This window comes from Salinifilum ghardaiensis (assembly GCF_054491345.1).
In genome coordinates, this window is the sequence record NZ_CM137101.1 from 843,319 (window position 1) to 868,042 (window position 24,724).

At 74.1% G+C, this 24,724-nt stretch carries 20 protein-coding genes; 13 read left to right on the top strand and 7 right to left on the bottom strand.

Features of this window, described 5'->3' with window-relative positions; translation table 11 throughout:
* The first annotated feature begins 24 nt into the window (after positions 1-24).
* The 3 genes from ACVGV0_RS03775 (at position 25) to ACVGV0_RS03785 (ending at position 2,095) form a co-directional block, all read left to right on the top strand.
* Positions 25-591 (top strand): PH domain-containing protein, encoded by a 567-nt coding sequence (locus ACVGV0_RS03775; RefSeq protein ID WP_459158463.1) that lies wholly within the window; start codon positions 25-27, stop codon positions 589-591.
* 84 nt (positions 592-675) lie between these two features.
* Positions 676-1,539: a PHP domain-containing protein gene (locus ACVGV0_RS03780; protein ID WP_459158464.1), complete on the top strand. Its 864-nt coding sequence runs from the start codon at positions 676-678 to the stop codon at positions 1,537-1,539.
* Positions 1,540-1,699: 160 nt separating this feature from the next.
* Positions 1,700-2,095: a hypothetical protein gene (locus ACVGV0_RS03785; RefSeq protein ID WP_459158465.1), complete on the top strand. Its 396-nt coding sequence runs from the start codon at positions 1,700-1,702 to the stop codon at positions 2,093-2,095.
* Positions 2,096-2,197: 102 nt separating this feature from the next.
* Here ACVGV0_RS03785 and ACVGV0_RS03790 read toward each other — a convergent pair whose 3' ends face one another.
* Both ACVGV0_RS03790 and ACVGV0_RS03795 read right to left on the bottom strand, forming a co-directional pair.
* The gene (locus tag ACVGV0_RS03790) at positions 2,198-3,427 is read right to left on the bottom strand and encodes an Rv3212 family protein (protein ID WP_459158466.1); all 1,230 of its coding nucleotides are present in this window, start codon (positions 3,425-3,427) and stop codon (positions 2,198-2,200) included.
* Between the two features lie 167 nt (positions 3,428-3,594).
* Entirely contained in the window at positions 3,595-5,142 is a 1,548-nt protein-coding gene (locus tag ACVGV0_RS03795) for a DEAD/DEAH box helicase (protein ID WP_459159914.1), read from the bottom strand.
* A gap of 844 nt (positions 5,143-5,986) precedes the next feature.
* Here ACVGV0_RS03795 and ACVGV0_RS03800 point away from each other — a divergent pair.
* Complete coding sequence (locus ACVGV0_RS03800; protein ID WP_459159915.1) at positions 5,987-6,640, top strand: ferritin-like fold-containing protein; 654 nt, start codon at positions 5,987-5,989, stop codon at positions 6,638-6,640.
* A 94-nt stretch (positions 6,641-6,734) separates the two neighbouring features.
* Positions 6,735-6,962, top strand: coding sequence for a DUF3107 domain-containing protein (locus ACVGV0_RS03805; RefSeq protein ID WP_459159916.1), 228 nt, complete (start codon positions 6,735-6,737; stop codon positions 6,960-6,962).
* 177 nt (positions 6,963-7,139) lie between these two features.
* Here the strand turns inward: ACVGV0_RS03805 and ACVGV0_RS03810 are convergent, their stop codons facing one another.
* On the bottom strand, positions 7,140-7,505 hold the full coding sequence (locus ACVGV0_RS03810; RefSeq protein ID WP_459158467.1) for a DUF4873 domain-containing protein: 366 nt from the start codon (positions 7,503-7,505) through the stop codon (positions 7,140-7,142).
* Between the two features lie 48 nt (positions 7,506-7,553).
* Positions 7,554-8,354: a TetR/AcrR family transcriptional regulator gene (locus ACVGV0_RS03815; protein WP_459158468.1), complete on the bottom strand. Its 801-nt coding sequence runs from the start codon at positions 8,352-8,354 to the stop codon at positions 7,554-7,556.
* Positions 8,355-8,514: 160 nt separating this feature from the next.
* Here ACVGV0_RS03815 and ACVGV0_RS03820 point away from each other — a divergent pair, with 160 nt between their 5' ends.
* Together ACVGV0_RS03820 and ACVGV0_RS03825 are read left to right on the top strand one after the other, a co-directional pair.
* On the top strand, positions 8,515-9,417 hold the full coding sequence (locus tag ACVGV0_RS03820; protein WP_459158469.1) for an AurF N-oxygenase family protein: 903 nt from the start codon (positions 8,515-8,517) through the stop codon (positions 9,415-9,417).
* Between the two features lie 60 nt (positions 9,418-9,477).
* Positions 9,478-10,452 carry an alpha/beta fold hydrolase gene (locus ACVGV0_RS03825; protein ID WP_459158470.1) on the top strand — a complete coding sequence of 325 codons (975 nt, stop codon included), beginning with the start codon at positions 9,478-9,480 and terminating at the stop codon, positions 10,450-10,452.
* Between the two features lie 360 nt (positions 10,453-10,812).
* On the opposite strand, the gene ACVGV0_RS03830 is transcribed toward ACVGV0_RS03825, so the two are convergent.
* Positions 10,813-11,442, bottom strand: a complete 630-nt coding sequence (locus ACVGV0_RS03830) for a TetR/AcrR family transcriptional regulator (protein ID WP_459158471.1) — start codon at positions 11,440-11,442, stop codon at positions 10,813-10,815.
* A gap of 357 nt (positions 11,443-11,799) precedes the next feature.
* Here ACVGV0_RS03830 and ACVGV0_RS03835 point away from each other — a divergent pair, with 357 nt between their 5' ends.
* From ACVGV0_RS03835 to ACVGV0_RS03850, 4 genes are all read left to right on the top strand, one after another.
* Positions 11,800-12,876, top strand: a complete 1,077-nt coding sequence (locus tag ACVGV0_RS03835) for a DUF3152 domain-containing protein (RefSeq protein WP_459158472.1) — start codon at positions 11,800-11,802, stop codon at positions 12,874-12,876.
* A 229-nt stretch (positions 12,877-13,105) separates the two neighbouring features.
* Positions 13,106-14,278: an adenylyltransferase/sulfurtransferase MoeZ gene (moeZ, locus tag ACVGV0_RS03840; RefSeq protein ID WP_459158473.1), complete on the top strand. Its 1,173-nt coding sequence runs from the start codon at positions 13,106-13,108 to the stop codon at positions 14,276-14,278.
* Positions 14,279-14,438: 160 nt separating this feature from the next.
* The gene (locus ACVGV0_RS03845; RefSeq protein ID WP_459158474.1) at positions 14,439-15,236 is read left to right on the top strand and encodes a TIGR02569 family protein; all 798 of its coding nucleotides are present in this window, start codon (positions 14,439-14,441) and stop codon (positions 15,234-15,236) included.
* Between the two features lie 73 nt (positions 15,237-15,309).
* A complete protein-coding gene (locus ACVGV0_RS03850) occupies positions 15,310-16,152 on the top strand; it encodes a uroporphyrinogen-III synthase (RefSeq protein ID WP_459158475.1) in 843 nt (280 codons plus the stop codon).
* Between the two features lie 242 nt (positions 16,153-16,394).
* Here ACVGV0_RS03850 and ACVGV0_RS03855 read toward each other — a convergent pair whose 3' ends face one another.
* Both ACVGV0_RS03855 and ACVGV0_RS03860 read right to left on the bottom strand, forming a co-directional pair.
* Complete coding sequence (locus tag ACVGV0_RS03855) at positions 16,395-17,159, bottom strand: methyltransferase (protein ID WP_459158476.1); 765 nt, start codon at positions 17,157-17,159, stop codon at positions 16,395-16,397.
* Between the two features lie 119 nt (positions 17,160-17,278).
* On the bottom strand, positions 17,279-17,569 hold the full coding sequence (locus ACVGV0_RS03860; RefSeq protein ID WP_459158477.1) for an MGMT family protein: 291 nt from the start codon (positions 17,567-17,569) through the stop codon (positions 17,279-17,281).
* Between the two features lie 339 nt (positions 17,570-17,908).
* On the opposite strand from ACVGV0_RS03860, the gene ACVGV0_RS03865 reads away from it, so the two are divergent.
* Both ACVGV0_RS03865 and ACVGV0_RS03870 read left to right on the top strand, forming a co-directional pair.
* On the top strand, positions 17,909-21,115 hold the full coding sequence (locus tag ACVGV0_RS03865; RefSeq protein WP_459158478.1) for an ATP-dependent helicase: 3,207 nt from the start codon (positions 17,909-17,911) through the stop codon (positions 21,113-21,115).
* Positions 21,112-24,699: an ATP-dependent helicase gene (locus ACVGV0_RS03870; RefSeq protein WP_459158479.1), complete on the top strand. Its 3,588-nt coding sequence runs from the start codon at positions 21,112-21,114 to the stop codon at positions 24,697-24,699. The genes ACVGV0_RS03865 and ACVGV0_RS03870 overlap by 4 nt, the downstream gene beginning before the upstream one ends.
* Positions 24,700-24,724 lie beyond the last annotated feature (25 nt).

Below are 24,724 nucleotides of genomic sequence, written 5' to 3' on the forward strand. Positions count from 1 at the left end.
CGCGGGCTGGGAAGGTGGGACACCGTGTTCTCCCCTAGAGACCCCGACGAGTACCTGCTCGACACGGAACGCCGGGTCATCCGCGTCCGGCGGCACTGGGCCTGTCTCATGTGGGACTTGTTCGAGGCCGTGGGGCTGCTCATCGGCCTCGTCATGGTGTCCCACCTGATCCCCCCGGGGGCGTCGCTGGCGCAGAACGTCCTCTGGTACCTCGGGCTGGTCGTGCTGCTGCGGTTCGCCTACCAGGTGCTCGACTGGTACGTCGAGCGCATCGTCGTCACCGACAAGCGGTTCCTGCTCACCAGCGGGATCTTCACGACCAACGTGGCGATGATGCCGGTCACCAAGGTCACCGACCTGACCTTCCACCGCAGCGTGCCCGGCCGGCTGCTCGGCTACGGCACGCTGATCGTCGAGTCGGCGGGCCAGATCCAGGCGCTCAACCGCGTCGGCTACGTGCCCAACCCGGACGAGGTGGAGGACGCCATCTCCGGTCTCGTCTTCGGTGACAAGAAGGCCCAGCAGGACCGGTTCTCGATGCTCAAGGCGCGGCGCGCCGCGCACGGCAAGCGCCGCGCCACGAAGCTGTGACGGCACCGGAGCCCGACCCGCCCCGCACCGGCGGCGCGGCCGAGCGGTGTCCGGCTCCGATCGGGCGTGGGGGACACTGGCGGGGTGCGAATCGACCTGCACACGCATTCCGCGGAATCGGACGGAACCGACACGCCGGCCCGGCTCGTCGACGTGGCGATCGGAGCGGGCCTGGACGTCATCGCCCTGACCGACCACGACACCACGGCCGGCTGGCAGGCCGCTGCGGAGGCGGTGCGCGCCCGTCCCGGCCAGCTGCGCCTCGTCCCGGGCGCCGAGTTGTCCTGCGCCTGCCCGAACGGGCGCGGCGGCACGGCGACCGTGCACCTGCTGGCCTACCTCTTCGACGCCACGTCCCCGACGCTCGCGGCCGAGCAGTCCCGGCTGCGCGCCGAGCGGCGCGAGCGGCTCCGGAAGATGGCCGGTGCCATGGCCGAGGCGGGTTTCCCCGTCGACCCGGACGACGTGATGGACCGGTTGCCCGCGGACTCACCGGGCGGACGGCCGCACCTGGCGCGCGCCCTCGTGCGCGGTGGAGCGGTCGCCTCGGTGGACGAGGCCTTCGACCGGTACCTGCACTCCGCGGGGCCGTACTACCTCCCGCGCGCCGACACGCCGGTGCGCAGGGCGATCGAGATGATCACCGAGGCGGGCGGCGTGACCGTGCTGGCGCACCCCTTCGCCCCCCGCGGTTCGCGGGTCACCGCCGACGTCATCCGCGAACTCGCCGGCTGCGGCCTGACCGGCGTCGAGGTGGACCACCCGGACCACGGCCAGCACCAGCGGGAGCAGCTGCGCGCGCTCGCCGGTGAGCTGGGGCTCGTGCCCACCGGCAGCAGCGACTACCACGGGACGAACAAGACGCTGCACATCGGCCAGGAGCAGACGCCGCCGGCGTCGCTGGAGCGGCTCGTCGAGCTGGCCACCGGCAGCTCGATCGTCGGATGAGACCGCGGCGCTCGAGGCTGCGGCGCGCGGTGCCCGCGTCCTGCGTAGTCTGGGGTGCGTGCAGCGGCAGCCGCGCGGTGATGCCTCGGTGAGGGCGGCGCGCCGGCACTGGGGGCGCTCGTCGCCGCGCCCAACGACCTGACCGACTGAGGAACCGTCCATGCGTACATCCCCGAAGCCTCCTGCGCCGCGCGGAACGGCGCGCCTGGCGCAGCCGGTGGCCTCCTCGCCCCGCGCTCCCGTCGATCCGGTGGAACCGGGGCGGCGGGCACCGCGGCGGCCCGGGCGCGCCGGGCGGGCGGTGCGCGGGCTCAGCGGGACCCTCGCCGCGGGGCTGTGCGTGCTCGCGCTGACCGTGCTCGGGGTGCAGATCTGGATGACGGGGCACGAGCAGCAGGGCCCGGGTTTCGGTGCCGTCGCGGGGCAGCTGGTCGCGGCGCTGCTGGCGCTCGTGCTGCAGCGGATCGCCGAACACCGCGGGGGTCCGCGCGGTGGCCTGGCCTGCCTCGGCGTGCACGTCGTCGTCCTCGGCGCGCTCGCGCTGTGGTGGTGGTGACGACCCTGGAGCGGTGATCCCGCCCGCCGCTGCGCTGTTCCCGCCCGCCGGGGTGTTCCGCCGCTGCGCGCTCCCGGGACGGGAGGTCCCCGGCCGGCTCCGTCAGCCGCGCGCCCGCGGGGCGCCGAGGGCCACCACGGTGTCCCCGCGCTGCTCCAGCACCACGGGGCCGGTGGTGCTCACCCGGACCGGTCCGGTGTAGTCGCCGCGGTCGACGGGGACGGTGCGCACCCGCTCACCCGTGCCGGGCGAGAGGACGGCCAGACCCCCGTCGACCGGCACCAGCAGTCGCCCGCCGAAGTGCGCTCCCGGGCCGAGCGCACCGGGCAGCGTCCACACCGGGGTCAGCCGGTGCGGGTCGAGCGCGACCGTGTCCTCCCCGGTGTTCCAGTACAGGTACTGCCCGTGCGCGGTCTCCGGCGTGCGCACCGGGCCGTCCGCCGGGCGGTCGGCGCCGACGCGCACCGGGTACTCGCCGACGAGGCTGCCCGAGGAGTTGCTGAACACCTGCAAGCGCCCGCGGTCGGCCAGCAGCACGGCCACGCGCTGCTCGGACACGGCGACGACCTCGGCGGAGGAGCTGCCGGCCAGCGTGGTCACGACCTCCTCGGGCTCCTCGCTGTCCTCGGGGTGGGCCTTGAGGACGGTGACGCGGTCGGTCGCCTCGCGGGGGCACTCCTCGATCAGCGCCACCCGCTCGTCCCCGGCGGCCGTCGAGGAGTAGGTGCAGTCCGGCCGGGGGATGTTGTTGTCCGGGTTCTTCACCGCCACGGGCACGCCGAACTGCTGGGTGCGCACGAGATCCGAGCGCCACGACTCCACGATGTTCCGACCGGTCGCGGTGACGTAGGTGCCGTCGGAGAGCAGCTGCGTGCCGAACTCGGCGTCGGTGTTGCGCTGCGGGCCGCGCACGCCGTCGGGACCGCGCAGCGAGGTGACCTCGCTGCAGTTGTGCTCCTTGCGGTAGACCGCCAGCGCGCGGTCCCACTCGGCGCCGACCGTGCACAGCGGCAGGTCCCGCGCGTAGCGCCAGGCGGCTCGCCCGGTGACCGGGTCGCGGCCGGTGACCTCGGAGCCCCGGCCGGTGACGGCGGCGGGACCGGCGACGGCCGGGCGTTCGGTCGCCGGCGACGGGGCCCGCCACAGCTCCGCGAACTGCTGCGGCACCGTCCCGGCGGCGGTGCGCTCCGGGATCGGCGCGGCGGCGGGTTCGGAGCGGGTGGCACGCGCATCGCTGTGCCACCACAGCACCGCGGCCCCGACGAGCACGGCGAGCACGAGCGACACCGCCGCCGCGATGTCGCCCTTCGTGCGTCGTTCCGGACGGACCACGGTTCCTCCAGCCAGCCGGGTGCGTCGCGCATTGCCCGGGCCAGCTTAGGGAGTCCGCGGCTCGGCCGGCGTCGCGGGTCCGTGGGTGTGTGCGCGGCGCAGTCGCCCGCAGCGGGGCCGTCCGCAGCGGGGCCGTCCGCAGCGGGGCCGTCCGCAGCCGGGAGCGCTCAGGCGGCGCCTTCCCGGGGTGAGCGGTTGCCGGACCCGCGGCGGCGCCTGCGGCGCGTGCGGGTGCGCGTGCCGCTCTGCTCGGACTCGTCCGCGGAGGCCGTCTCCGCGGTGGACTCGCCGCCGGTCGACGCCGACGCGGGCGCGCCCCCGCGGGTGCGCCGCCTGCGGCGGCCGCTCGGGCGGCTCTCGTCGGAACCGCGGCCCTCACCGCCGTCCGGGCGGGACCCGGCCTCGGTCTCGGTCGAGCGCTGCTCGACCCCGCCGCGGGTGCGCCGGCGGGAGCGCTGGCGCGACTTGTCCCGCTTCGCCGCGCCGGAGCCGGGCTCGGAGAGCTTCGGCCGCTGGGACGCCGGCAGGCGACCGAGCGTGCCCGCGGGGATGTCCAGGTCCTCGAAGAGGTGCGCCGACGTCGAGTAGGTCTCCACCGGGGTCGGCTGGTCGAGGCCGAGCGAGTCGTTGATGAGCTTCCAGCGCGATTCCTCGTCCCAGTCGACCAGCGTGATCGCCACGCCTTCGCGGCCCGCGCGGCCGGTGCGGCCGATGCGGTGCACGTAGGTCTTCTCGTCCTCCGGGCACTGCAGGTTGATCACGTGGGTGACGCCGGAGACGTCGATGCCCCGCGCGGCCACGTCGGTGGCCACGAGCACGTCGGACTTGCCGCTGCGGAAGGCCCGCAGCGCCTTCTCCCGGGCCTCCTGCCCGAGGTCGCCGTGCACCGCGGAGGCGGCGAACCCGCGCTCGGCGAGCTCGTCGGCGAGCTTCTGCGCGGAGCGCTTGGTGCGCGCGAAGATCATCGCCAGCCCCCGGGAGCGGGCCTGCAGCGCTCGCGCGATGAGCTCGTCCTTGTCCATCGCGTGCGCCCGGTACACCAGCTGCTTGGTGCGCTCGTGGATCGCGCCCTCGTCGGCCTGCTCGGCGCGGATGTGCGTGGGGTGCGGCATGAACGTGCGCGCCAGCGTGAGCACCGGCCCCGGCATGGTCGCGGAGAACAGCATCGTCTGCCGCTGCTCGGGCACCATGCGCAGGATGCGCTCCACGTCGGGCAGGAAGCCGAGGTCGAGCATCTCGTCGGCCTCGTCGAGCACCAGCCCGCGCACCTTGCCGAGCACCAGGTGGCGCTTCTCGGCCAGGTCGAGCAGGCGGCCCGGGGTGCCGACGACCACGTCGACGCCCTCGCGCAGCGCGCTGATCTGCTCCTCGTAGGGGCGGCCGCCGTAGATGGAGAGCGTGCGCACGCCCAGGTGCTTGCCCGCGTGCTCCAGGTCGCGGGTGACCTGCATGCACAGTTCGCGCGTGGGCACCACCACCAGCGCCTGCGGCGTCCCGTCGCCCGGCAGCTCGAGCCGGTGCAGCAGCGGAACGCCGAAGCCGAGGGTCTTGCCCGTGCCGGTGCGGGCCTGGCCGATGATGTCCTCGCCGCGCAGCGCCAGGGGCAGGGTGAGCTCCTGGATGGCGAAGGTGTGCTCGATGTCGGACTCGCCGAGCGCGCGCACGATCTCCGGGTGCACGTCCAGCTCGGCGAAGGTCGGTGTGTCCGGCGTCACGTCCTGCTGCGTCTCCGCGGCGGGCGCGGAATCGGCGGACGTGGCCGGTGCGTGCGTCTCGCTGTCCTGATCCGCGAGGCTTTCGCCGGCCTCGTAGTCGGTGAACGTCAGAATGATCGCCTCTCTTGGTCGCCGCACGTTTCCGTCGGCGTGTTGTCGCCGGTCAGCTGGCGCCGTTCGCCGCGACCGGTGTTCCCTCCCCGCGGCTGCTCCGCTGAGCGGCCACCCCCATCCGGTACCGCTCGGGTCTCCGGCTGTCGAGGCGACTCGGCGGTCGCGCCGCGACTGTGTTGTTCGCCACGTGCGCCGGGCGGCGCCGCGGCGGTCCACGTGCGGGGCTTCCTCCCGCTCGGGGCTCCACCGGTCGCCCGGTGGCCGGTGCCGCGGGATCCGGTGTTCCGGTGACCCCGGTGTTGCGGGGCATCCGGTGTTCCGGTGGCCCCGGTGCGCGGTGTCCCCGTGCGCGGCGCAGGTCCTCGTCACCTCGGGTCCGCGCACGACTTCCGCGGTGAGCTCGATCTCACCGGCCGGAGCGCTGCCGCTCGAGTTCGCTGCTCGAGGGGCGCCACCAGCAGGCGCCGACCTCCGTTCCGGAGGGCGCCCGCCCGTCGTCGGCCGCACACCCGCCACCGTGGGTTCCCGTTGCGGGTACGCACGACGACACCGCCGCCCACGGTACCCGTCCGCGGCCGGTCGGTCTGTCATGCGGGCCACACTCGCGCACCATGGAGTTAGAGTCTCGGGCACGACCGGGGCGGAACGCCAGTGCTCCGCCGCCACGAGCACACCTCCAGGAGGGTGGGAGTTGTCCGACGAGGACGTTGCCTCCGACGCGAACGCGTCGCTGACCCTGGGTGAGCGCTACGCCGACGGCGTCATCGACCTGCTCGGCGCGCTCGCCTACGGGGAGCTGTCCGCTTTCGACAGGCTCGCCGAGGACGCGCGCAGCGCACCGACGCTCAGCGGCCACGCGGCGCTGGCGCGGATGGCCTCCGCGGAGATCGGCCACTACCGGATGCTGGAGGACCACCTCGCCGAGCGCGGTTACTCCGCCGAGGAGGTGATGAGCCCGTTCGTGTCCGCCTTCGAGCAGTTCAACTCCTCCACCGCGCCGCACTCGTGGCTGGAATCACTGGTCAAGGCCTACGTGGGGGACGGGCTGGCCGCGGACTTCTACCGGCTGGTGGCCGGGTGGCTCGACGAGCCCACGCGCGGCCTGGTGCTGACGGTGCTCGACGACACGGGCTACTCGGCGTTCGCCGAGCGCGAGGTCTCCGCCGCCTGCGAGCAGGACGACGCGCTGCGCGACAAGCTGACCCTGTGGGGCCGGCGCCTGCTCGGCGAGGCGATCACGCAGGCGCAGTGGGTCGTGGCCGAGCGCGACTCGCTCGCGGAGCTGATCATCACCGGCTCCGGTGACGTCTCCGGGGTGGCTGCGATGTTCCGCAAGCTGCAGAACAACCACACCAAGAGGATGGGGCGCCTCGGCCTGGGATGACCGCCCCGGGACGACCGGGCCGGGTTCGGGCGGCGGGCGCGCGGTCTGGGATAACCTGGCCGCGGCAGTGGAGACGACGAGTACGGAGGTCGGCGTGGAGGTCAAGATCGGCGTCGTGGACAGCCCGCGGGAGCTGACACTCGCCAGCGGACAGTCCCCCGAAGAGATCGAGTCGCTGGTCGCCGACGCGCTGAAGAACACCGACGGCGTGCTGAAGCTCAGCGACACGAAGGGCCGCCAGTACATCGTGCCGGCCGCCAAGATCGCGTATGTCGAGCTGGGACCGGCCGACGCGCCCCGAGTGGGCTTCGGCGTGAGCTGACGACGCGACGTGCCGACCCGCGCGGGTCGGCGCAGCGCGCAGGGGGCTGGTTTCCCGCGGGGGAGCCAGCCCCCTGCGCGTTTTCCGGGCCGTGTTTCCGGGACCCGCGCCTCCCGGGGTTCTGCGCCTTCCGGGCTTTCCGGTTTCCCCGGCGCGCGGGGCGGGTCGGGAGCGGGCTCAGCCGCGCTCGCCCGCCGCGTCGAGATCGAGGTCGTGCTCGTCGGGCACGTGGAACGGCGGGGCGCCCGTGCCGGTGATGCGGTAGCGCCCCCACGGGTCCGGTTCGGACAGGTCGGCGGCGGCTTCGCCCTGCTCGGTGCGCAGCACGACGCGGGCCTTCTTCCCACCGGTGAGCTCGTCGAGCTCGGCGCTGGGCCGCGTGCGCCCGTACCAGCGGAACCGGCCGTCGATCGGCTGGAAGTTCCCCCGCAGCACCACGTCCACGGTGATCTCGCGGTCCGCGGTGAACACCAGGGCGGGGCCGTTGTAGTCGTTCTCGTCGTGCTCGTGGTCCTGCGCGTGCTCGTGCTGCATCGTGTCCATCCGGTGTGGTCGGGAACGGGGACGTTCCCCGGGGCGCGGGATTCCGCGCTAGGGGGTCTCGGGCTCCGCCGCGGAACCCGGTGCGCCGTCGGGACCGGGTGCGGGGTCGTCGGGCCCCGGTGCGGGGTCGGAGCTGAGCGCCTCGATGTCCAGCGGCTCGTCCGGGTCGAGGGCGATGCCGGCGTTGCGGAGCACGCCGTCGATGCCGTACCAGATGATCTGCGCCAGGTAGTCCACGAGGTCGGCGCGGTTCATCGACTGGCGTTCCAGCCACCAGTCGCCGCTGGCCTGCACCATTCCGACGATCCCGTGGCTCCACGCCTCCACGCCGCCGGAGTCGAGCCCGAGCACGCGCATGTAGTTGCCGAGCAGGCGCGCCAGCGAGTTCGCGATGACCGTCTTCTCGGTGCTGACCGGGTCGGTCCGCACCGGGCGGTCGGCGAAGTTCCGGCGCACGACGAAGCGGTACAGCTCGGGGTGCTCGTCGATCACGCCGAGGTAGGCGTCGACCAGCCTGCGGATCCGCTGGTTCGGGCTGCCGTGCTCCGCGAACAGCGGGCGCATCCGCTGCATGAGCAGCTCCGTGCCCCACTGGCCCACGGCCACGTAGAGGTCGCTCTTGTCGCTGAAGTGCCGGTACAGCACGGGTTTGCTGACGCCGGCCTCCGCGGCGATCTCCTCCATCCCCACTTCGTGCCCGTGCTCGCCGATGGCGCGCACGGCGGCTTCGACGAACTCGGCGCGCCGCGCCTTGCGGTGCTCGCGCCAGCGCTCGCGGCGGGCGTCCGGCCGCTTCCCGGTCTTCGGCGTGGGCATCTCCGTCGGCTCCGTGTTCCCTGTGCTGCTCACCGACTCCGTTGTACGTGAACCGGATCGGGCGGTGGGCGGGGAGTCCGCGGCCCCGGCCGCAGTCTTGACAGGGAGGGAGATCTGGCTCACGCTACCGAAGGTAGCTGTTACTTGAGGTAACACGCAATCCTGTGGAGCACGGCGAAAGGTGTCCTCGCAAATGTCCCGGATGCTGCAGGTCAACGACCGCGAGAAGACGGCGGACCGGTTGCTGAAGTCCTCCGCGAAGAACAGCTACGACCCCGAGGTCGACATCGACTGGGACGCCCCGCTCGAGGACGGCAAGGCGTTCCTCCCGCTGCACCGCTCCTCGCTGTACGGCACCGGGCTCTGGGACGGGCTCACCGACGAGCAGCGCATCGAGCTGACCAAGCACGAGTTCGCCAGCGTCGCCTCCAACGGCCTCTGGTTCGAGGTCCTGCTCATGCAGATGCTGCTCAAGGAGTACTACGACGCCGACCCGCGCACCGGGCACGCGCAGTACGCGCTGACCGAGATCGCCGACGAGTGCCGGCACTCCACCATGTTCGGCAAGGCCGTCGAGCGGATCGGGGCCCCCGCGTACGGGCCCGTGCCGCTGCTCAAGAACGGCGGCCGCTTCCTGCCCGCCACGCTGCGGGGGCCCTCGGCGTACGCCTCGATCCTCATCGCCGAGGAGATCCTGGACCGCATCCAGCGCGACCAGATGTGGGACGAGAACGTCCAACCCCTGGTGCGCATGGTCAACCGCATCCACGTGCTCGAGGAGGCCCGGCACGTCACGTTCGCGCGCGAGGAGGTCGTGCGGCGCATGGCGGATTGCGGCAAGGCCGAGCGCGCCTACCACCAGTTCGCCACCGCCGCCGTCGGCTACGCGATCTGCTACAGCCTCATCAACCCGCACGTGTACAAGGCCGTCGGCATCCGCCCGCGCGACGGTTTCGAAGCCGCCTGGCAGAACCCGAACTGGCAGAGCACGCTGCACTGGGCCGGCGAGAAGATCATGTCCTTCCTCGACGAGGCGGGGCTCGTCGGAAAGCCCGGGATGTGGTTCTGGAAGAAGGCGTGCCTCATCCGGGACTGAGAGCCCGTTCGCGCGGCCGCCGCGCCCCGAACTGGAACGATCGACAGGTGAGGAAGGCCAGTGACGACAGCAGACCCCCGACCCTCCGAGTTCCGCACCCGTGACGGTGTGCGGCTGAACGTGGCGGACGAGGGGCCGGCCGACGCCCCCGTCGCGGTGGTGCTCGTGCACGGGTGGACGTTGAGCATGCGCACCTGGGACCGCGTGGCCGCGGGGCTCCCGGCCGCGGCGGGCAGCTCGCTGCGGATCCTGCGGTTCGACCTGCGGGGTCACGGGGGCAGCGACGGCGCTCCCGCCGGTTCCGGCACGATCGAGCGCTGCGCCGACGACCTCGCCGAGCTCATCGCCGAGCGCGTCCCGGACGGTCCGGTCGTGCTGGCCGGGCACTCCATGGGCGGGATGAGCCTGATGGCGCTGGCCGAGCGCCACCCGGAGCTCGTGCGGCAGCGCGTGCGCGGGGTGGCGTTCGTGGCCTCCGCCGCGGGCGGGCTGGCCAAGGTGGCGCTCGGGCTGCCCCACCCGCTGTCCGAGGTGGCCTACCTCGGTGAGCAGGCGCTCGCCCGCGGGATGGGGCGCCTGCCGGGGCGCCGCGCCGTCCGCCGCTCGGCACCGCTGCGACCCGGGCTGCGGTGGCTGCTGTTCGGGCGCCGACCGCGCCGCGCCGACATCGCCGCCGCGGCCGAGGCCGTCGCGGCGTGCGAACCGCGCGCGTTCGCCGAGTTCCGCTGGTCGCTGGCCGAGCACGAGCGCGCGGGGAGCCTGGAGCCGCTGCGCTCGCTGCCGTGCGTGGTGCTCGGCGGCTTCGCCGATCGGCTCACGCCGTACCGGCAGGCGCAGCGCATCGCCGAGGAGCTGCCGGACGCGCGGCTGATCGGCTACGGCGGTGCCGGGCACATGCTGCCGCTGGAGCGCACCGAGGAGGTCACCGCGCGGCTGGCGGAGCTGATCAGGCCGGTGCTCGCGGACACCGGTGATCGCGGTTCCCGGCAGCCCACCGCGGGGCAGCCCACCGCGGGGCAGTCCGCCGCGGGCTAGTCACCGCGGGCTAGTCACCGCCCCGTCACCGCGGGGTGGGGACTGACGCACGTGCGAGCATCCCCATCCGAACGAGCGGAATCCGGGCGCGGTCACTCCGATGGTGTGGTGATCGTTTGTGCTCCACCCGTGTGGGGACAACTTCCAATTTTCATGAAAATTGCGCTCTCTGGAACGAGTCCAATCTTCGCCGCTCCGCCTCGACCGGTCGGCCCGCTCCCGGATCGGGCGCGGCGGGCGGCGCCGTCCCCGGGCGGTGATCTCCCCGGCCGGTGGCTTCCCGGCCGGTGGCTTCCCGGGCGGTGGCCTCCCGGGTCGGTGGTCTTCGACGGTCGGCGGTCTTCGGCGGGAACCCGCCGCTCAGGCGGACTGCCCGGGTTGCAGGGGGAAGCCGGACAGGCCCTTCCAGGCGAGGGTGGACATCAGGCCCACGGCCTCCTCGCGGCCGATGGCGTGCTGCTCGTCGAGCCAGTAGCGCGCGGTCACCTGGCTCAGCCCGACGAGTCCGACGGCCAGCAGGCGGGCGCGCTCGGCGTCGAGGCCGGCATCGGCGGTGACGGCCTCGGTGACCGCGTCGATGCAGCCGGACAGGGCGGTCTCCACGGCCTGCTCCACGGCCGGTTCGCCGCGCATGTCGGACTCGAAGACGAGGCGGAAGGCCCCGCCCTCGCCGGCGACGAACTCGTAGAGCGCGCCGACGGCGGCGCGCACCCGCTGCTTGTTGTCCGGGGTGGACTCGATGGCGCCGCGCACCCTGTCGACCAGTTCGTTGCCGTGGGTTTCCAGCAGCGCGAGGTAGAGCTCGAGCTTGCCGGGGAAGTGCTGGTAGAGGACCGGCTTGCTGACCCCCGCGCGCTCGGCGATGTCGTCCATGGCGGCTGCGTGGTAGCCGTTGTGCACGAACACGTACTTCGCGGCTTCCAGCAGCTGCGCCCGCCGCTCGTCGCGGGGCAGCCGAACGCCACGGTTCGGCTGCGCGGTCTCGGTCATCCTCGCCTCCACTCCGTTCGGGAACCGCGTCGCAGCCACCGGCAGCTCCCGGAGGAGCGGCGCCGGTGGTTGCGCGGCGTCGCGCGGTTCACCCGTTTGGTCGGGACGCCCGCTCCATCGTCGAGCACGGGTGCGGGGTCACCACACCCCCCGGCACGGCATTCCGACCGTGCAGGGTACGGGACTTTACTCGCCGGTAGTACAACGCTAGCGGCAACGGGAGGTTGTGCGCGCGACGACGCCCCCGCGCCGGCGCGCCGAGGAGGGGATCACCGGTTAACCCGGTCGGGCAAGATCGGTCGTGTCGGGCGCTCCCGAGGCGAAGAGCTGTGCGAACGCTGTGGCAGTCTTGTCGCCGTGCCTGGTCGAGCAGACTCCCCCGCGCGCGGGAGGAGCCCCACCCGTGCAGGGAGCCCCGCCGGCGCGGGGAACACCGCGACGCGGGACGAGGGCTCAGCCCGCGTCGACGACGCGGACCCGCTGGCCGCGTCGTGGCGACCGGAGGACGAGATCCCCGAGGCCGCGGGCGGCGGGCCGGTGCGGCGCTCGCGGCCCCGGCAGCTGCTCGCCCGCTACGGGTGGCGGATCTACGCGGTGCCGCTGCTGGCGCTGCTGACCGGGTTCGCCCTCGTGCAGAGCTTCGCGCCGTCGGTGCTGCCGTCCTCGGCGAGCTCCGACACCCGGGCGACCGAGCAGGCCCCCGCGCCGGCCGCTCCGAAGGAGCCGGTGGTCACCGCGCCGCCCCCGCAGCCGAACCCGCCCGAGGACGAGGGCTCCTCGGCGGAGCTGCCGGCCGGGCCGCCGTTCCCCACCACCGGTGCGCGCACGTTCGAGGTGCTGCCAGGCGAATCGCCGAAGACCGGCAGCGGCGAGCTCCACCGCTACACCGTGGAAACCGAGGTCGGGGTGGACCTGGTGGAGGGCGACGAGTCCTACGCACGCCTCGTGCAGGCCACGCTGGCCGACCCGCGCAGCTGGACCAACCCGCGGGGCGGAGGGCTCTCCGTGCAGCGCGTCGGCCCGGACGGACCGAGCCCCGACTTCCGCGTGATCCTCATCAGCCAGCAGACGGCGCGGGAGATGTGCGGCTACTCCGAAGGGCTGCCCTACGACACCTCCTGCCGCATCGGGGACAAGGTGCTGCTCAACGCGGCGCGCTGGGTGCGCGGCGCGAAGGACTTCCACGGTGACATCGGCAACTACCGGCGCTACCTCATCAACCACGAGGTGGGGCACGTCTTCGGCAACGACCACGTCGGCTGCTCGGAGGACGGGGCGCTGGCGCCGATCATGATGCAGCAGACCTTCAGCACCGACAACAACGAGCTGCACCAGCTGAACGACCTCGCCGACCAGGGAGGGAGCAACATCCCGGCGGACGGCAAGACGTGCGAGTACAACGCCTGGCCGTTCCCGCGGGCCGATGCGAAGTGACGTGCCCCGCCCCGGCCGCGCGGGCGCGCCCCACCGCTCCCGCATCGTGGGAGGACTTGGGCTGCGGGAAGTCAGCGGGCCACGCTGGTGTTGAACGTGTGGTGAGGGCCGGGTACCGGCCTTCGTGCGAAAGCCCCGGGCCGGTCCCGCCGCCACCGCGAGCGGAGTCCTCTCCGCGCGGTCCGGCACGAGAGGGTGGCCGGCACCGACCATCGAGGAGGAGCTGGGAATGTCCGGCGCAACGTCACTGCCGCCGCTGGTGGAACCCGCGGCGGAGCTGACCAAGGAAGAGGTGGCGCGGTACAGCCGCCACCTGATCATCCCGGATGTCGGCGTCGAGGGTCAGAAGCGGCTGAAGAACGCCAAGGTGCTGGTGATCGGTGCCGGCGGCTTGGGCAGCCCCGCGTTGCTGTACCTCGCCGCCGCCGGGGTGGGCACGCTCGGGATCGTCGAGTTCGACGAGGTCGACGAGTCCAACCTGCACCGCCAGGTCATCCACGGCCAGTCCGACCTGGGCAAGTCCAAGGCGGAGTCCGCGAAGGAGTCGATCCACGAGGTCAACCCGTTCGTGCAGGTCAACCTGCACGAGACGCACCTGACCTCGGACAACTCCCTGGGCATCTTCGCCGACTACGACCTGGTCGTCGACGGCACCGACAACTTCGCCACCCGGTACCTCGTCAACGACACGGCGGTGCTGCAGGGCAAGCCGTACGTGTGGGGATCGATCTTCCGGTTCGAGGGCCAGGTCAGCGTCTTCTGGGACGAGCACGGCCCGAACTACCGCGACCTCTACCCGGAGCCGCCGCCGCCGGGGATGGTGCCGTCCTGCGCCGAGGGCGGTGTGCTCGGCGTGCTGTGCGCCTCGATCGGGTCGATCATGGTCAACGAGGCGATCAAGCTGATCGCCGGCATCGGTGAGACGCTGCTCGGCCGCCTGATGATCTACGACGCGCTCGAGATGAGCTACCGCACCGTCAAGATCCGCAAGGACCCGAACGCGGAGCCGATCACCGGGCTGATCGACTACGAGACGTTCTGCGGTGTGGTCTCCGACGACGCGCAGCAGGCCACGGCCGGGAGCACCATCACGCCGCAGGAGCTCAAGGAGAAGTTCGACAACGGCGAGAAGTTCGAGCTCGTCGACGTCCGCGAGCCGCACGAGTACGAGATCGTCAAGATCGACGGCTCCCGCCTCATCCCGAAGGACCGCATCCTGTCCGGCGATGCGCTCGCCGAACTGCCGCAGGACCGGCAGATCGTGCTGCACTGCAAGTCCGGCGGGCGCTCCGCCGAGGCGCTGGCGGCGCTGCACAAGGCCGGTTTCGGGGACGCGGTGCACGTCGGCGGGGGTGTGCTCGGCTGGGCCAACCAGGTCGACCCGAGCCTGCCCACGTACTGATCACCGCACTGCCGAGCAGCTGCCACCGGGGCCGGTGCCGCGCGCACCGGCCCCGGTCGCTGTTCGGGGCCGGCGAGCGGGGAGCCCCGGCGAAGTGCTGCGCGCGGCACGCGGTGCGCCTGCTGGGGATTCGGCCGCGCGCCAGGTAGCGTCTGGGGCCGTGAACGCTACGCCGGAGCCGCCACCGCCGCACGTGCGCGCGGCGTTCGGTGCGCGTGCGGAGGAGCCGGAACTGCTCGCCAGCGCCGCTGCCTGGCGCTGCGGGGACATCCTGCTCAAACCCGCCGCGCACAACGCCGAAGCAGCGTGGGTCGCGCAGGCGCTGGACACCCTCTCCCCCGAGGACGTGCGGGTGTCGCGGCCGCTGCGCTCCACCGACGGCCGCTGGGTGGTCTCGGGCTGGTCGGCCAGCCGGGACATCGCCGGGCAACCGGAACCGCGGCACGACGACGTCGTCGCCATGTCGCTGCGGCTGCACTCCGCGAGCCGCCAGCTGGAGGTTCCGCGGTTCCTGCACGCCCGGCAGGACATCTACGCGCTGGCCGACCGCATGTCCTGGGGCGAGGAGGAGTACCGGTTGCCCGAGGACAAGGGCGGCCGGCTGTACGACGTGCTCGTCGGCGCGCGGCGCGAGGTGCGGCTGCCCGCGCAGGTGGTGCACGGCGACCTGTTCGGCAACGTGCTGTTCCACCACGACGCCGCGCCGGGGATCATCGACTTCCACCCGTACTGGCGCCCCGTCGAGTGGGCCGCCGCGGTCACCGTGATCGACGCGCTCGCCTGGGGCGGGGCCGATCCTGCGATCGTGGAGCGCTGGTCGCACCTGTCCGAGTGGCCGCAGGTGCTGCTGCGGGCGCTGCTGTTCCGCCTCGCGGTGCACGCGCTGCACCCCCGCTCCACGCTGCGCTCGCTGAGCGGGCTGGAGCGCTCCTCGCAGATGGTGCTCGACGTGCTGTGACCGCTTCGCCGCATCCGCTGGTTTCCGCCACATTCGCTGGCGCGCCGCGGGCTCGGTGGACGACGATCGCCCCGTGACCGAATCCACCACGACGCAACCGCAGGAGACGACGCTGCGGGGACGCACCATCGGCATCACCGCCGAGCGCAAGGCCGCCGAGATCGGGGCCGCGTTCGAGCGGCGCGGCGCGCGGGTGCACTACGGCGCCGCGATGCGCACGGTCCCGCTGCCGGAGGACGGCGAGCTGGCCGAGGCGACCGAGGCGGTGCTCGCCCGGCCGGTGGACCACGTCGTGGCGATCACCGGCACGGGGTTCCGCGGCTGGTTCGAGGCCGCCGAGCACCGCGGGCTGCGCGAGCGGCTCGCCGCGCACCTGGCCGGTGCGGAGGTGCTGGCGCGCGGGGCGAAGGCCTGCGGCGCGGTGCGCGCGGCGGGCTTGCGGGAGAGCTGGACGTCCCCGCGCGAGGAGTCCGGCGAGGTGCTGGAGCACCTGCTGCGCTCCGGGGTCGCGGGCAGGCGGGTGGTGGTGCAGGTGCACGGCGATCCGATGTGGACGTTCCGCGAGCGGCTGGCCGAGGCCGGGGCCGAGGTCGTCGCCGTGCCCGTGTACCGCTGGACCGACCCGGTCGACCTGGACGCGCTGGACCGGCTCATCGACGAGGTGATCGCCGGCGGGATCGACGCGCTGCCGTTCACCAGCGCCCCGGCCGCGGCCAACCTGCTGCGCAGGGCCGAGCGGATCGGCCGGCGCGCGGAGCTCGACGCGGCTCTGCGCGAGCGGGTGCTGCTGGCCTGCGTCGGCCCGGTCACCGCCGCGCCGATCGCCGAGGCGGGGCTGCCGCACGTCACGCCCGAGCGTTCGCGCACCGCGGCGCTGGTGAAGCTCGTGACCGAGCGGCTCGCGGCGGATCACTAGCTGTACTGACCTGCGAGCTCGGGTGCGCAGCTGACGGCCGGGTGTCCTCCCGGGCGGTGGCGTCCGCGGTGGTGGTTGCGCTGGTGCAGGCGCTGCGGCAGTGCTCGGTGGCGTTCCCGATGGTTTCGGCAGGTGCGGGCGGAACGCCGGGCGGGTCCGCTCCGCGTGCTCCGACTGGTCGACCGAGCTGCACGGGCGGTCGTCACCTCCGCGCCCTTTCGAGGGCTGGGAACTGCACCGGGCTACGTGCGTGCGAGGAGGTGGAACGCCCGGCTGAGGCGCCGGTAGGGGTCGCGGCGGCTCGCTTCGAGTTCCACCTCGGCGATCCGCGGCAGCTCGTCGTCGTCCGCGTCGAGGGACATCCAGTCGGTGAACAGGAGGACGCCGTACCACTCCAGCGGTTCGGCTCCGCGCTCGGTGAGCATCCGGGAGAGTTCCTCGACGGTGTCGCCGCGCGTGTCCAGCCCGAGCACACCGCGTTCGCCGCGCGCGTCGAAGGCTGCCCGCGCGTCCTGCCACCGGCGTTCCAGAGCGGGCCGGACGGCCAGCGTTGCGGCGTTGAGCGCGAGCACCGATACCACGCCGTTCGGGGCAGCGCATGCGCACAGCGCCTCGATCACCGGGGCCGGGTCGGCCAGGTACAGCAGCACGCCGTGGCACAGCACTGCTTCGAACCGCTGACCGCCGGTCACCGAGGGCGCGTCCGCACCCTCCCCGAGCACCAGCCGGACGCGGTCCCGGACGTCCTCCGGTTCGGCGGCCAGGCGCTGCTCGGCCTTGGCGAGCATTTCCTCGGAGGGGTCGAGCAGAACCACCTCGTACCCCAGACGAGCCAGCGGGAACGACTGGTGTCCTGCACCTCCGCCCACGTCGAGCACGGCCGCGGGCGGCAGCGGCAGGTGGTCCACCAGGTGCTGGTGCAGCACGTACGTGCGCACCCGACCTTTCACCGTCCCGTACGCGCCGAGGAAGGGGTCCGCGAGGCTCGCCCACACGTCGTCCGACACGGCGGCATTCTAAGCTGGAAAGCGGTCGGCTGCGCCCGCACCGTCCGAGCTCTTCCGGATCTCACCACCCGCGGCTCTCCCCGACCGGGGTTCTCGATCGGGGTCCTCGGCCGCTGCGGTCAGTCCGCGCCCCAGCGGTAGCGGCGCATGTCGATGCGCCGCCGCCCGGTGGTCACCCCTTCTTCGCGCAGCAGGGCCAGCTGGTGGCTGCGCAGGTGCTCGGCAGGGGTGCCGTCGGCGCGCAGCACGCGGTGCCACGGCAGGTCGCCGCCGTCCTCGGCGAGGATGCGGCCGACGAGGCGAGGGGTGGGCAGTCCGGCGAGCTCGGCGACGTCGCCGTAGGAGAGCACGGCCCCGGGAGGGATCGAGGCGACCACCGACCGCACCTGTTCCAGCCTCCGCTCGTCCACGTCTGCGACCCTACCGGTCCGAAGCCTGTTTCCACGCCCTCACCGGGTCCGGGCTTCCGGTGCGATACATCCACGTTGGAGTGGGGATCAGTTGCGGGGGTGTGGATCATTTGTGGGCCAAACGTGTGGGGACGGCTTCCAATTTTCATGAAAATTGCGCTCTCTGGAACGGTTCCAGTCTGCGCCGAGCGGGCTGCGGCAAGTGGAGCGAGCGCACCTCGTCCGCGAGGGGTGCGGGAAGACCGCGGAGAAACGTCCCGCCTGGGGGCGGTGTGAGCCGGGACTGATCGGCGTGGCACGTCCGCGGGGGCGGGGGCGGGCCGTGATTCCATCGGAGGCATGCGCCGGACCGCACCTCTGCTCGTACGCACGCCGCACGCGCGCGCCGCGGGGCCGGGTGGTGCCGCCGCGCGGGAACCGGCCGCGCGCCGCGTCCTCGACCACGCGGAGGGGCCGCTGCGCGTGCTCGGCGGGCCCGGCACCGGCAAGAGCACGCTGGCCGCGCGGGCCGCGGCCGACCGCGTCACCCGCGCCGGGGTCTCGCCGGAGAACGTGCTCGTGCTCACGGCCAGCCGCTCGTCCTCCGAGTGGATGCGCGGTGAGATCACCCGCGTGCTCACCGAGGCGGGCACCCGGCCGCGCACCACGCCGGAGCCGCTGGCCCGCAGCGTGCACTCCTACGCCTTCGCCGTGCTGCGCAACCGGGCGGTGCGCGCGGAGCAGGCACCGCCGAAGCTGCTGACCGGCGCGGAGGAGGACCACCGCATCCGCGAACTGCTGCGCGAGCACATCGACCAGGGCGCCGCGGTCTGGCCGGAGTCGCTGCGCCCGGCGCTGGGCGTTCCCGGGTTCGCCGTGGAGCTGCGGGACTTCCTGCTGCGCGCCACCGAGCGCGGCATCGGCGAGCACCGCCTCGTCGAGCTCGGCGAGCAGCTCGGCTGTCCCGAGTGGACAGCAGTGGGGAGGTTCGGCGCCGAGTACCGCGAGATCGCCCGGCTGCGGGAGCGCACCGGCAACCAGCCACCGGAGTACGACGCGGCCGAGCTCATCGGCGCCGCGCTGGCCGCGTTCGACCAGGACCCCGAGCTGCTCGCCGAGGAGCGGCGCCGCGTGCGGTACGTCGTCGTCGACGACGCCCAGCACCTCGACGAGCAGCAGTACGAGCTCGTCCGCAGGCTGCGCGAGACCGCCGCCGAGACGCTGCTGTTCGGCGACCCCGACCAGGCGGTGTACTCCTTCCGCGGCGCCGAGCCGGAGCTGATCAAGTCCGACGAGGCCCCCACCGAGGTGCTCGCGGCCGACCACCGTATGGCCCCGGCCGTGCGCACCGCGGTGGGTCGTCTCGCCGCCCGCATGCCCGGCAGCGGCCCGCAGCGGCAGCTGACCGCCCCGCAGGAGACCCCTGAGCCGGAGACGGCCGCGCAGGAGACCGCCGACTCCGGCGCGGTGCGGGTGCGGTTGCTGGCCACCGAGGCACAGCAGGCCGCGTGGGTGGCCGACCAGCTGCGCCGCGCGCACCTGCAGCGGGGCGTGCCGTGGTCCGAGATGGCGGTGGTGGTGCGCTCGCTCGGGCACACCCTGCCGGTGCTGCGCCGCGCCCTGCTGGCCGCCGGCGTGCCGGTGAACGTGCCCAGCGACGACGTGCCGCTGTCGCAGCGCGGCGCGGTGCGCCCGTTCCTGCGGCTGCTGCGCTGCGCCGCGCGGCCGGACGCGCTGGACGCCGACACCGCCGAGGAGCTGCTGTCCTCGGTGCTCGGCGGGGCCGATCCGCTGGCGCTGCGCCGGCTGCGCCGCGGCCTGCGGCGGCTGGAGCTGGCCGCGGGGGGCAGCCGCCCCAGCGGGGAGCTGCTCGTCGAGGTGCTGCAGGACACCGACCGCCTCGTCGGGCTGCCCGACGCGGCCGCGGCGCCGGCCCGCCGACTCGCGCGGTTGCTGCACGAGGCCCGCGAGTCGGTCACCGCGGGCGCGCGGGTGGAGGAGGTGCTCTGGCGCGCGTGGCGCGCCAGCGGCCTGCAGGACGCGTGGCTGGAGGACACCGAGCGCGGCGGGGTGGCCGGCGCGCAGGCCAACCGGGACCTGGACGCGGTGGTGGAGCTGTTCGACGAGGCCCGCGGCTTCGACGAGCGCTGGTCCGGCCAGGACGCGGCGGCCTTCGCCGACGAGCTGGACGCGCAGCACATCGCCCGCGACTCGCGCGCGCCAGCCGCGCCGCGCGACGACGCGGTGCAGGTGCTCACCGCCCACCGCGCCGCCGGTCGCGAGTGGACGGTCGTGGCCGTCCCCGGGGTGCAGGAGGGCGTGTGGCCGAACCTGCGGCAGCGCGGTTCGCTGCTGGGCATCGAGCGGCTGCTGGACACCTTCCGCGGCGACGAGGGCGCGGTGTCGATGACGGCGCCGCTGCTGGCGGAGGAGCGGCGGCTGCTGTTCGTCGCGGCCAGCCGCGCCCGTTCCCGGTTGTTGGTCAGCGCGGTCCGCGGGGAGGAGGAGCAGCCGTCGCGGTTCCTCGACGAGCTCGACGGCACCGATGCCGAGGGCGAGGTCGAGCCCCGGCCGGTGACCCCGCCGCAGCGCGGGTTGTCCGCGGGCGAGCTGGTCGGCGAGCTGCGCCGCGCCGTCTGCGACCCCGAGTCCGATCCGGACCGGCGGGAACGCGCCGCCACCCAGCTGGCCCGCCTGGCCCGCGCCGGCGTTCCCGGGGCGGATCCGGGCAGCTGGTACGGCCTGGCCGAGGTGTCCAGCCACGACGCCCCGGTCGGCGAGGACGAGCCGGTGCGCGTGTCACCGTCCACGGTGGAGCTGCTGCGGCAGTGCCCGCTGCGCTGGCTGCTGGAGCGGCACGGCGGCCAGGACGGCGCGGAACTGGCCGCGGTCACCGGCACGCTCGTGCACGAGGTGGCCCGGCTGGCCGCCGAGGGCAGGGACCCCGAGGAGCTGCGGCGCGCCCTCGACGAGGCGTGGAAGTCGGTGGACGCGGGCGCGCCGTGGTTCTCCCGCAAGGAGCGCGAACGCGTCGCCGGGATGGTCGAGGCGTTCCTGCGGTGGATGGCCGAAACCCGCGGTGAACTCACCCAGCGGGGCGTGGAACACGACCTGGACCTGCAGCTGCCGCCCCGCTCGGACGGCGGGCCGTGGCTGCAGCTGCGCGGCCGGGTGGACCGGCTGGAGACCGACGCCTCCGGCCAGGAGGTCATCGTCGACATCAAGACCGGCAAGTCCCCGATCAGCAAGAACGACGCCGAACAGCACCCGCAGCTGGCCGTGTACCAGTTGGCGGCCGCGCTCGGCGCGTTCCGCGCGGAGGAGGGCGGCGCCGCGCCCGGCGGGGCGCGGCTGCTCTACGTCGCCAAACCCGACCGGGCGGGGGTCGCCACCGAGCGCGTGCAGTCCGGGCTGGACGACGAGCAGGTGCACCGGTGGCTCGACGAGGTGCACGCGGCCGCCGAGTCCAGCACCGGCCCCGGCTACGTCGCCTACGAGAGCTCCGACTGCTCGCGGTGCCCGGTGCGCACGAGTTGTCCGCTGCAGGGAAGGCAGGTCGCGGAGTGAGCCAGCAGGTCAGCCCCCAGCGCATCGCCCAGGCCCTCGGGCTGCCCGCACCGACCGAGGAGCAGGCCGCGGTGGTCGCCGCCGAACCGCAGCCGGCGCTGGTCGTCGCCGGCGCGGGCGCCGGCAAGACCGAGACCATGGCCGCCCGCGTGGTGTGGCTCGTCGCCAACCAGCACGTCGAACCGGAACGCGTGCTCGGCCTGACGTTCACCCGCAAGGCCGCGCGGCAGCTCGCCGACCGGGTGCGGGCCCGGCTGCGGCGGCTCGCCGGGTCGGGCCTGCTCGACGAGGTCGACCCGAGCCGGCAGCTGTCCACCGCGGTGCTGGCCGCCGAGCCGACGGTGCTGACCTACCACGCCTACGCCGGGCGCCTCGTCGCCGAGCACGGCCTGCGCATCCCGGTCGAACCGGGTGCGCGGCTGCTCACCGGCACCGCCGCGTGGCAGCTGGCGCACCGCGTGGTCGCCACCTGGACCGAGGACCTCGACACGGACCGCATCCCGGCGACGGTGACCCAGTACGTGCTGTCGCTGGCGGGCGAGCTGGCCGAGCACCTCGTCGAACCGCAGCAGGTGCGCGCGCACGCCGAGGAGCTGTGCCGGGTCGTGGAGAGCGCGCCCCGGGCCAAGGGCCAGCGCGCCGACCTGCCGCAGGAGCTGCGCAGGGTCACGTCCGCGCAGCGGCTGCGCGCCGCGCTGCTGCCGCTGGTGGAGGAGTACGCCCGCACCAAGCGCCGCGAGGGCGCGATGGACTTCGCCGACCAGATGTCCTTCGCCGCGCGCCTGGCCCTGCAGCACCCGGAGGTCGTGGCCGGCGAGCGCGCGCGGTTCGGTGCGGTGCTGCTGGACGAGTACCAGGACACCGGGCACGCCCAGCGGGAACTGCTGCGCGCGCTCTACGGGCGGGGCGATCCGCTGCCGGTGACGTCGGTGGGCGACCCGGTGCAGGCGATCTACGGCTGGCGCGGGGCGAGCGCGGCCAACCTTCCCCGGTTCAGCACGGACTTCCCGCACCTGCGGCAGGGGCAGCGCCCGCCCGCACCCCGGTACGGGCTGGTGACGAGCTTCCGCAACCCGCCGGAGGTGCTGCGGCTGGCCAACGCCGTCTCCCAGCCGCTGCGCGAGTCCGGTGTGGACGTCCCCGACCTGCGGGCGCGCCCGGACGCGGACGCGGGCGACGTGCAGCTGGCGCTGGCCGAGGACGTGCGGCAGGAGCGCGAGTGGGTGGCCGAGCAGGTCGCCGCCCGGTGGAAGACGGTCACCGACGAGCAGGGCGCCCCGCCGACCACGGCGGTGCTGGTGCGCCGCCGCGCGGACATGGCCGACATGGCTGCGGCGCTGCGCGCGCAGGGGCTGCCGGTGGAGGTCGTCGGGCTCGGCGGTCTGCTCGACGAGCCCGAGGTGCGCGACCTCGTCTCCGTGCTGCGGATGCTCGTGGACCCGCTGGCGGGCACCGCGGCGATGCGAGTGCTCACCGGTTCGCGCTGGCGCCTCGGCGCGGCCGATCTCGTCGCGCTGCACGACCGCGCGCGGGAGCTGGGCACGCGGGTGGACCCGCCGGCGGACGCGGACGCCTCCGCGGCGGTGACGGCCGCGCTGCCCGGGGAGAACGCCGAGCAGAGCGGGCTGGTCGACGCGCTGGACGACCCGGGCGAGCCGGAGCGCTACTCCGCGGCGGGCTACCGGCGCGTCCGCGAGCTCGGCCGGGAGCTGGAGCGGCTGCGCGGACGGCTCGACCGGCCGCTGCCGGAGTTGGTCGCCGACGTGGAGCGGGAGCTGCGCCTGGACATCGAGAGCACCGCGCGCCCCGGGACGGCGGGCCGGGTGCAGCTGGACGCGTTCGCCGACGTGGTCACCGAGTTCGCCACCGCCAGCCCCGCTGCGGGGTTGTCGGACCTGCTGCACTACCTGGACGCGGCCGAACGCGCCGAGGACGGGTTGGAGCCGGGCGAGGTCGAGGTGGCCGCCGACCGGGTGCAGGTGCTGACGATGCACGCCGCCAAGGGCCTCGAGTGGGAGGTGGTGGCGCTGCCGCACCTGGTGCGCGACGTGTTCCCCGCGCGGCGGAAGGGCTCGTGCTGGCTGCGCTCGGTCACGGAACTGCCGGCCCAGCTGCGCGGCGATGCGGTGGACCTGCCGCGGCTGGACACGGCGCAGCTGTCCGGTTTGGACCGCAAGGAGCTGCAGGCGCGGCTGTCCGAGCACGACGAGGAGTTCGAGGACCGGCGGCTCGCCGAGGAACGGCGGCTGCTGTACGTGGCGCTGACCCGTTCGGAGCGGGTGCTGCTGCTGTCCGGCCACTGGTGGGCCGAGACCGGGGAGAGGCCCAAGGGGCCGTCGGAGTTCCTCACCGAGCTGGCCGAGTTGTGCGGCCCCTCCGGCGAGGTGCAGCAGTGGGTTCCGGCTCCGGGGGAGGAGGCGGAGAACCCGCTGACCGCGGAGGTGCGCAGCGCGCGGTGGCCCGCCGACCCGCTGGAGCACCGGCGCGCCGCCGTCGCCGAGGGCGCCGAGCGGGTGCGCCGGGCGATGGCGCGGCTCGACGCCGGGGAGGAGGCCGTGCCGGGCGAACGGCCCCTGCCGGAGGAGCCGCCCCCGCCGGAGGAGGAACCGCCGCTGGACGAGCCGCCGCCGGAGGAGGAACCCCCGCTGGTGGAGCCGCAGGCGGAACCGGCCGCGCCCGGCGGTGCCCCGCACGACGCGGAGCTCGACGCGCCGCCGGAACCACCCGAACCGCCCGCGGAGGGCGGTGCGCCGGCCGAACCGCCGGAACCGGTCGGTCCGGGCGGGGACGCGGACGATCCCGAGGGCTGGGCGCACGACGTGGACGTGCTGCTGGCGGAGCGCTCCCGCGGTCGGCGCCGGGAGCGGGTGCGGCTGCCGGAGCGGTTGTCGGTCAGCCAGCTCGTGGAGCTGGCGCGGGACCCGGACCGGCTGGCCGAGCGGCTGCGCCGGCCGCTGCCGTTCCCGCCGAACCGGGTGGCGCGCCGGGGCACCGAGTTCCACGAGTGGCTGGAGAACCGGTTCGGCTCGAACGCGCTGCTGGACCTGGGCGAGCTGCCGGGCGCGGCCGACGACGCCGCCGAGGAGGGCGGCGAGGACGTGGAGTTCACCGAGCTGCGGCGAGCTTTCGAACGCAGCGGGTGGGCCGACCGCACGCCGCACCGCGTGGAGGTGCCGTTCGAGACGCGGTTGGCCGGTGTGCTCGTGCGCGGGCGCATGGACGCGGTCTTCGCCGATGCCGACGGCGGCTGGACCGTGGTCGACTGGAAGACGGGTCGGCTGCCGGAGGGCGAGGAAGCCCGGCAGTCGGCGGTGCAGCTGTCCGCGTACCGCGTGGCGTGGTCGGAGCTGTCCGGCACGCCGCTGGAGCGGGTGCGGGCCGCGTTCCACTACGTGCGCGCGGAGCGCACGGTGCGTCCGGAGGAGCTGCTCGACGCCGAGGGGCTGGCCGAGCTCGTGCGGGACGTGCCGGACGAGAGCGCTGCGGACGGGAGCGCTGCGGGCGAGGGGGCTGCGGGCTGGAACACCGCGGAACCGGAACCGCCGGACGAATCTCCTCTCACTCGTTGGAGTGGACGAGCTTGAACCGGCGGTGGGGCGGTGACGAGTA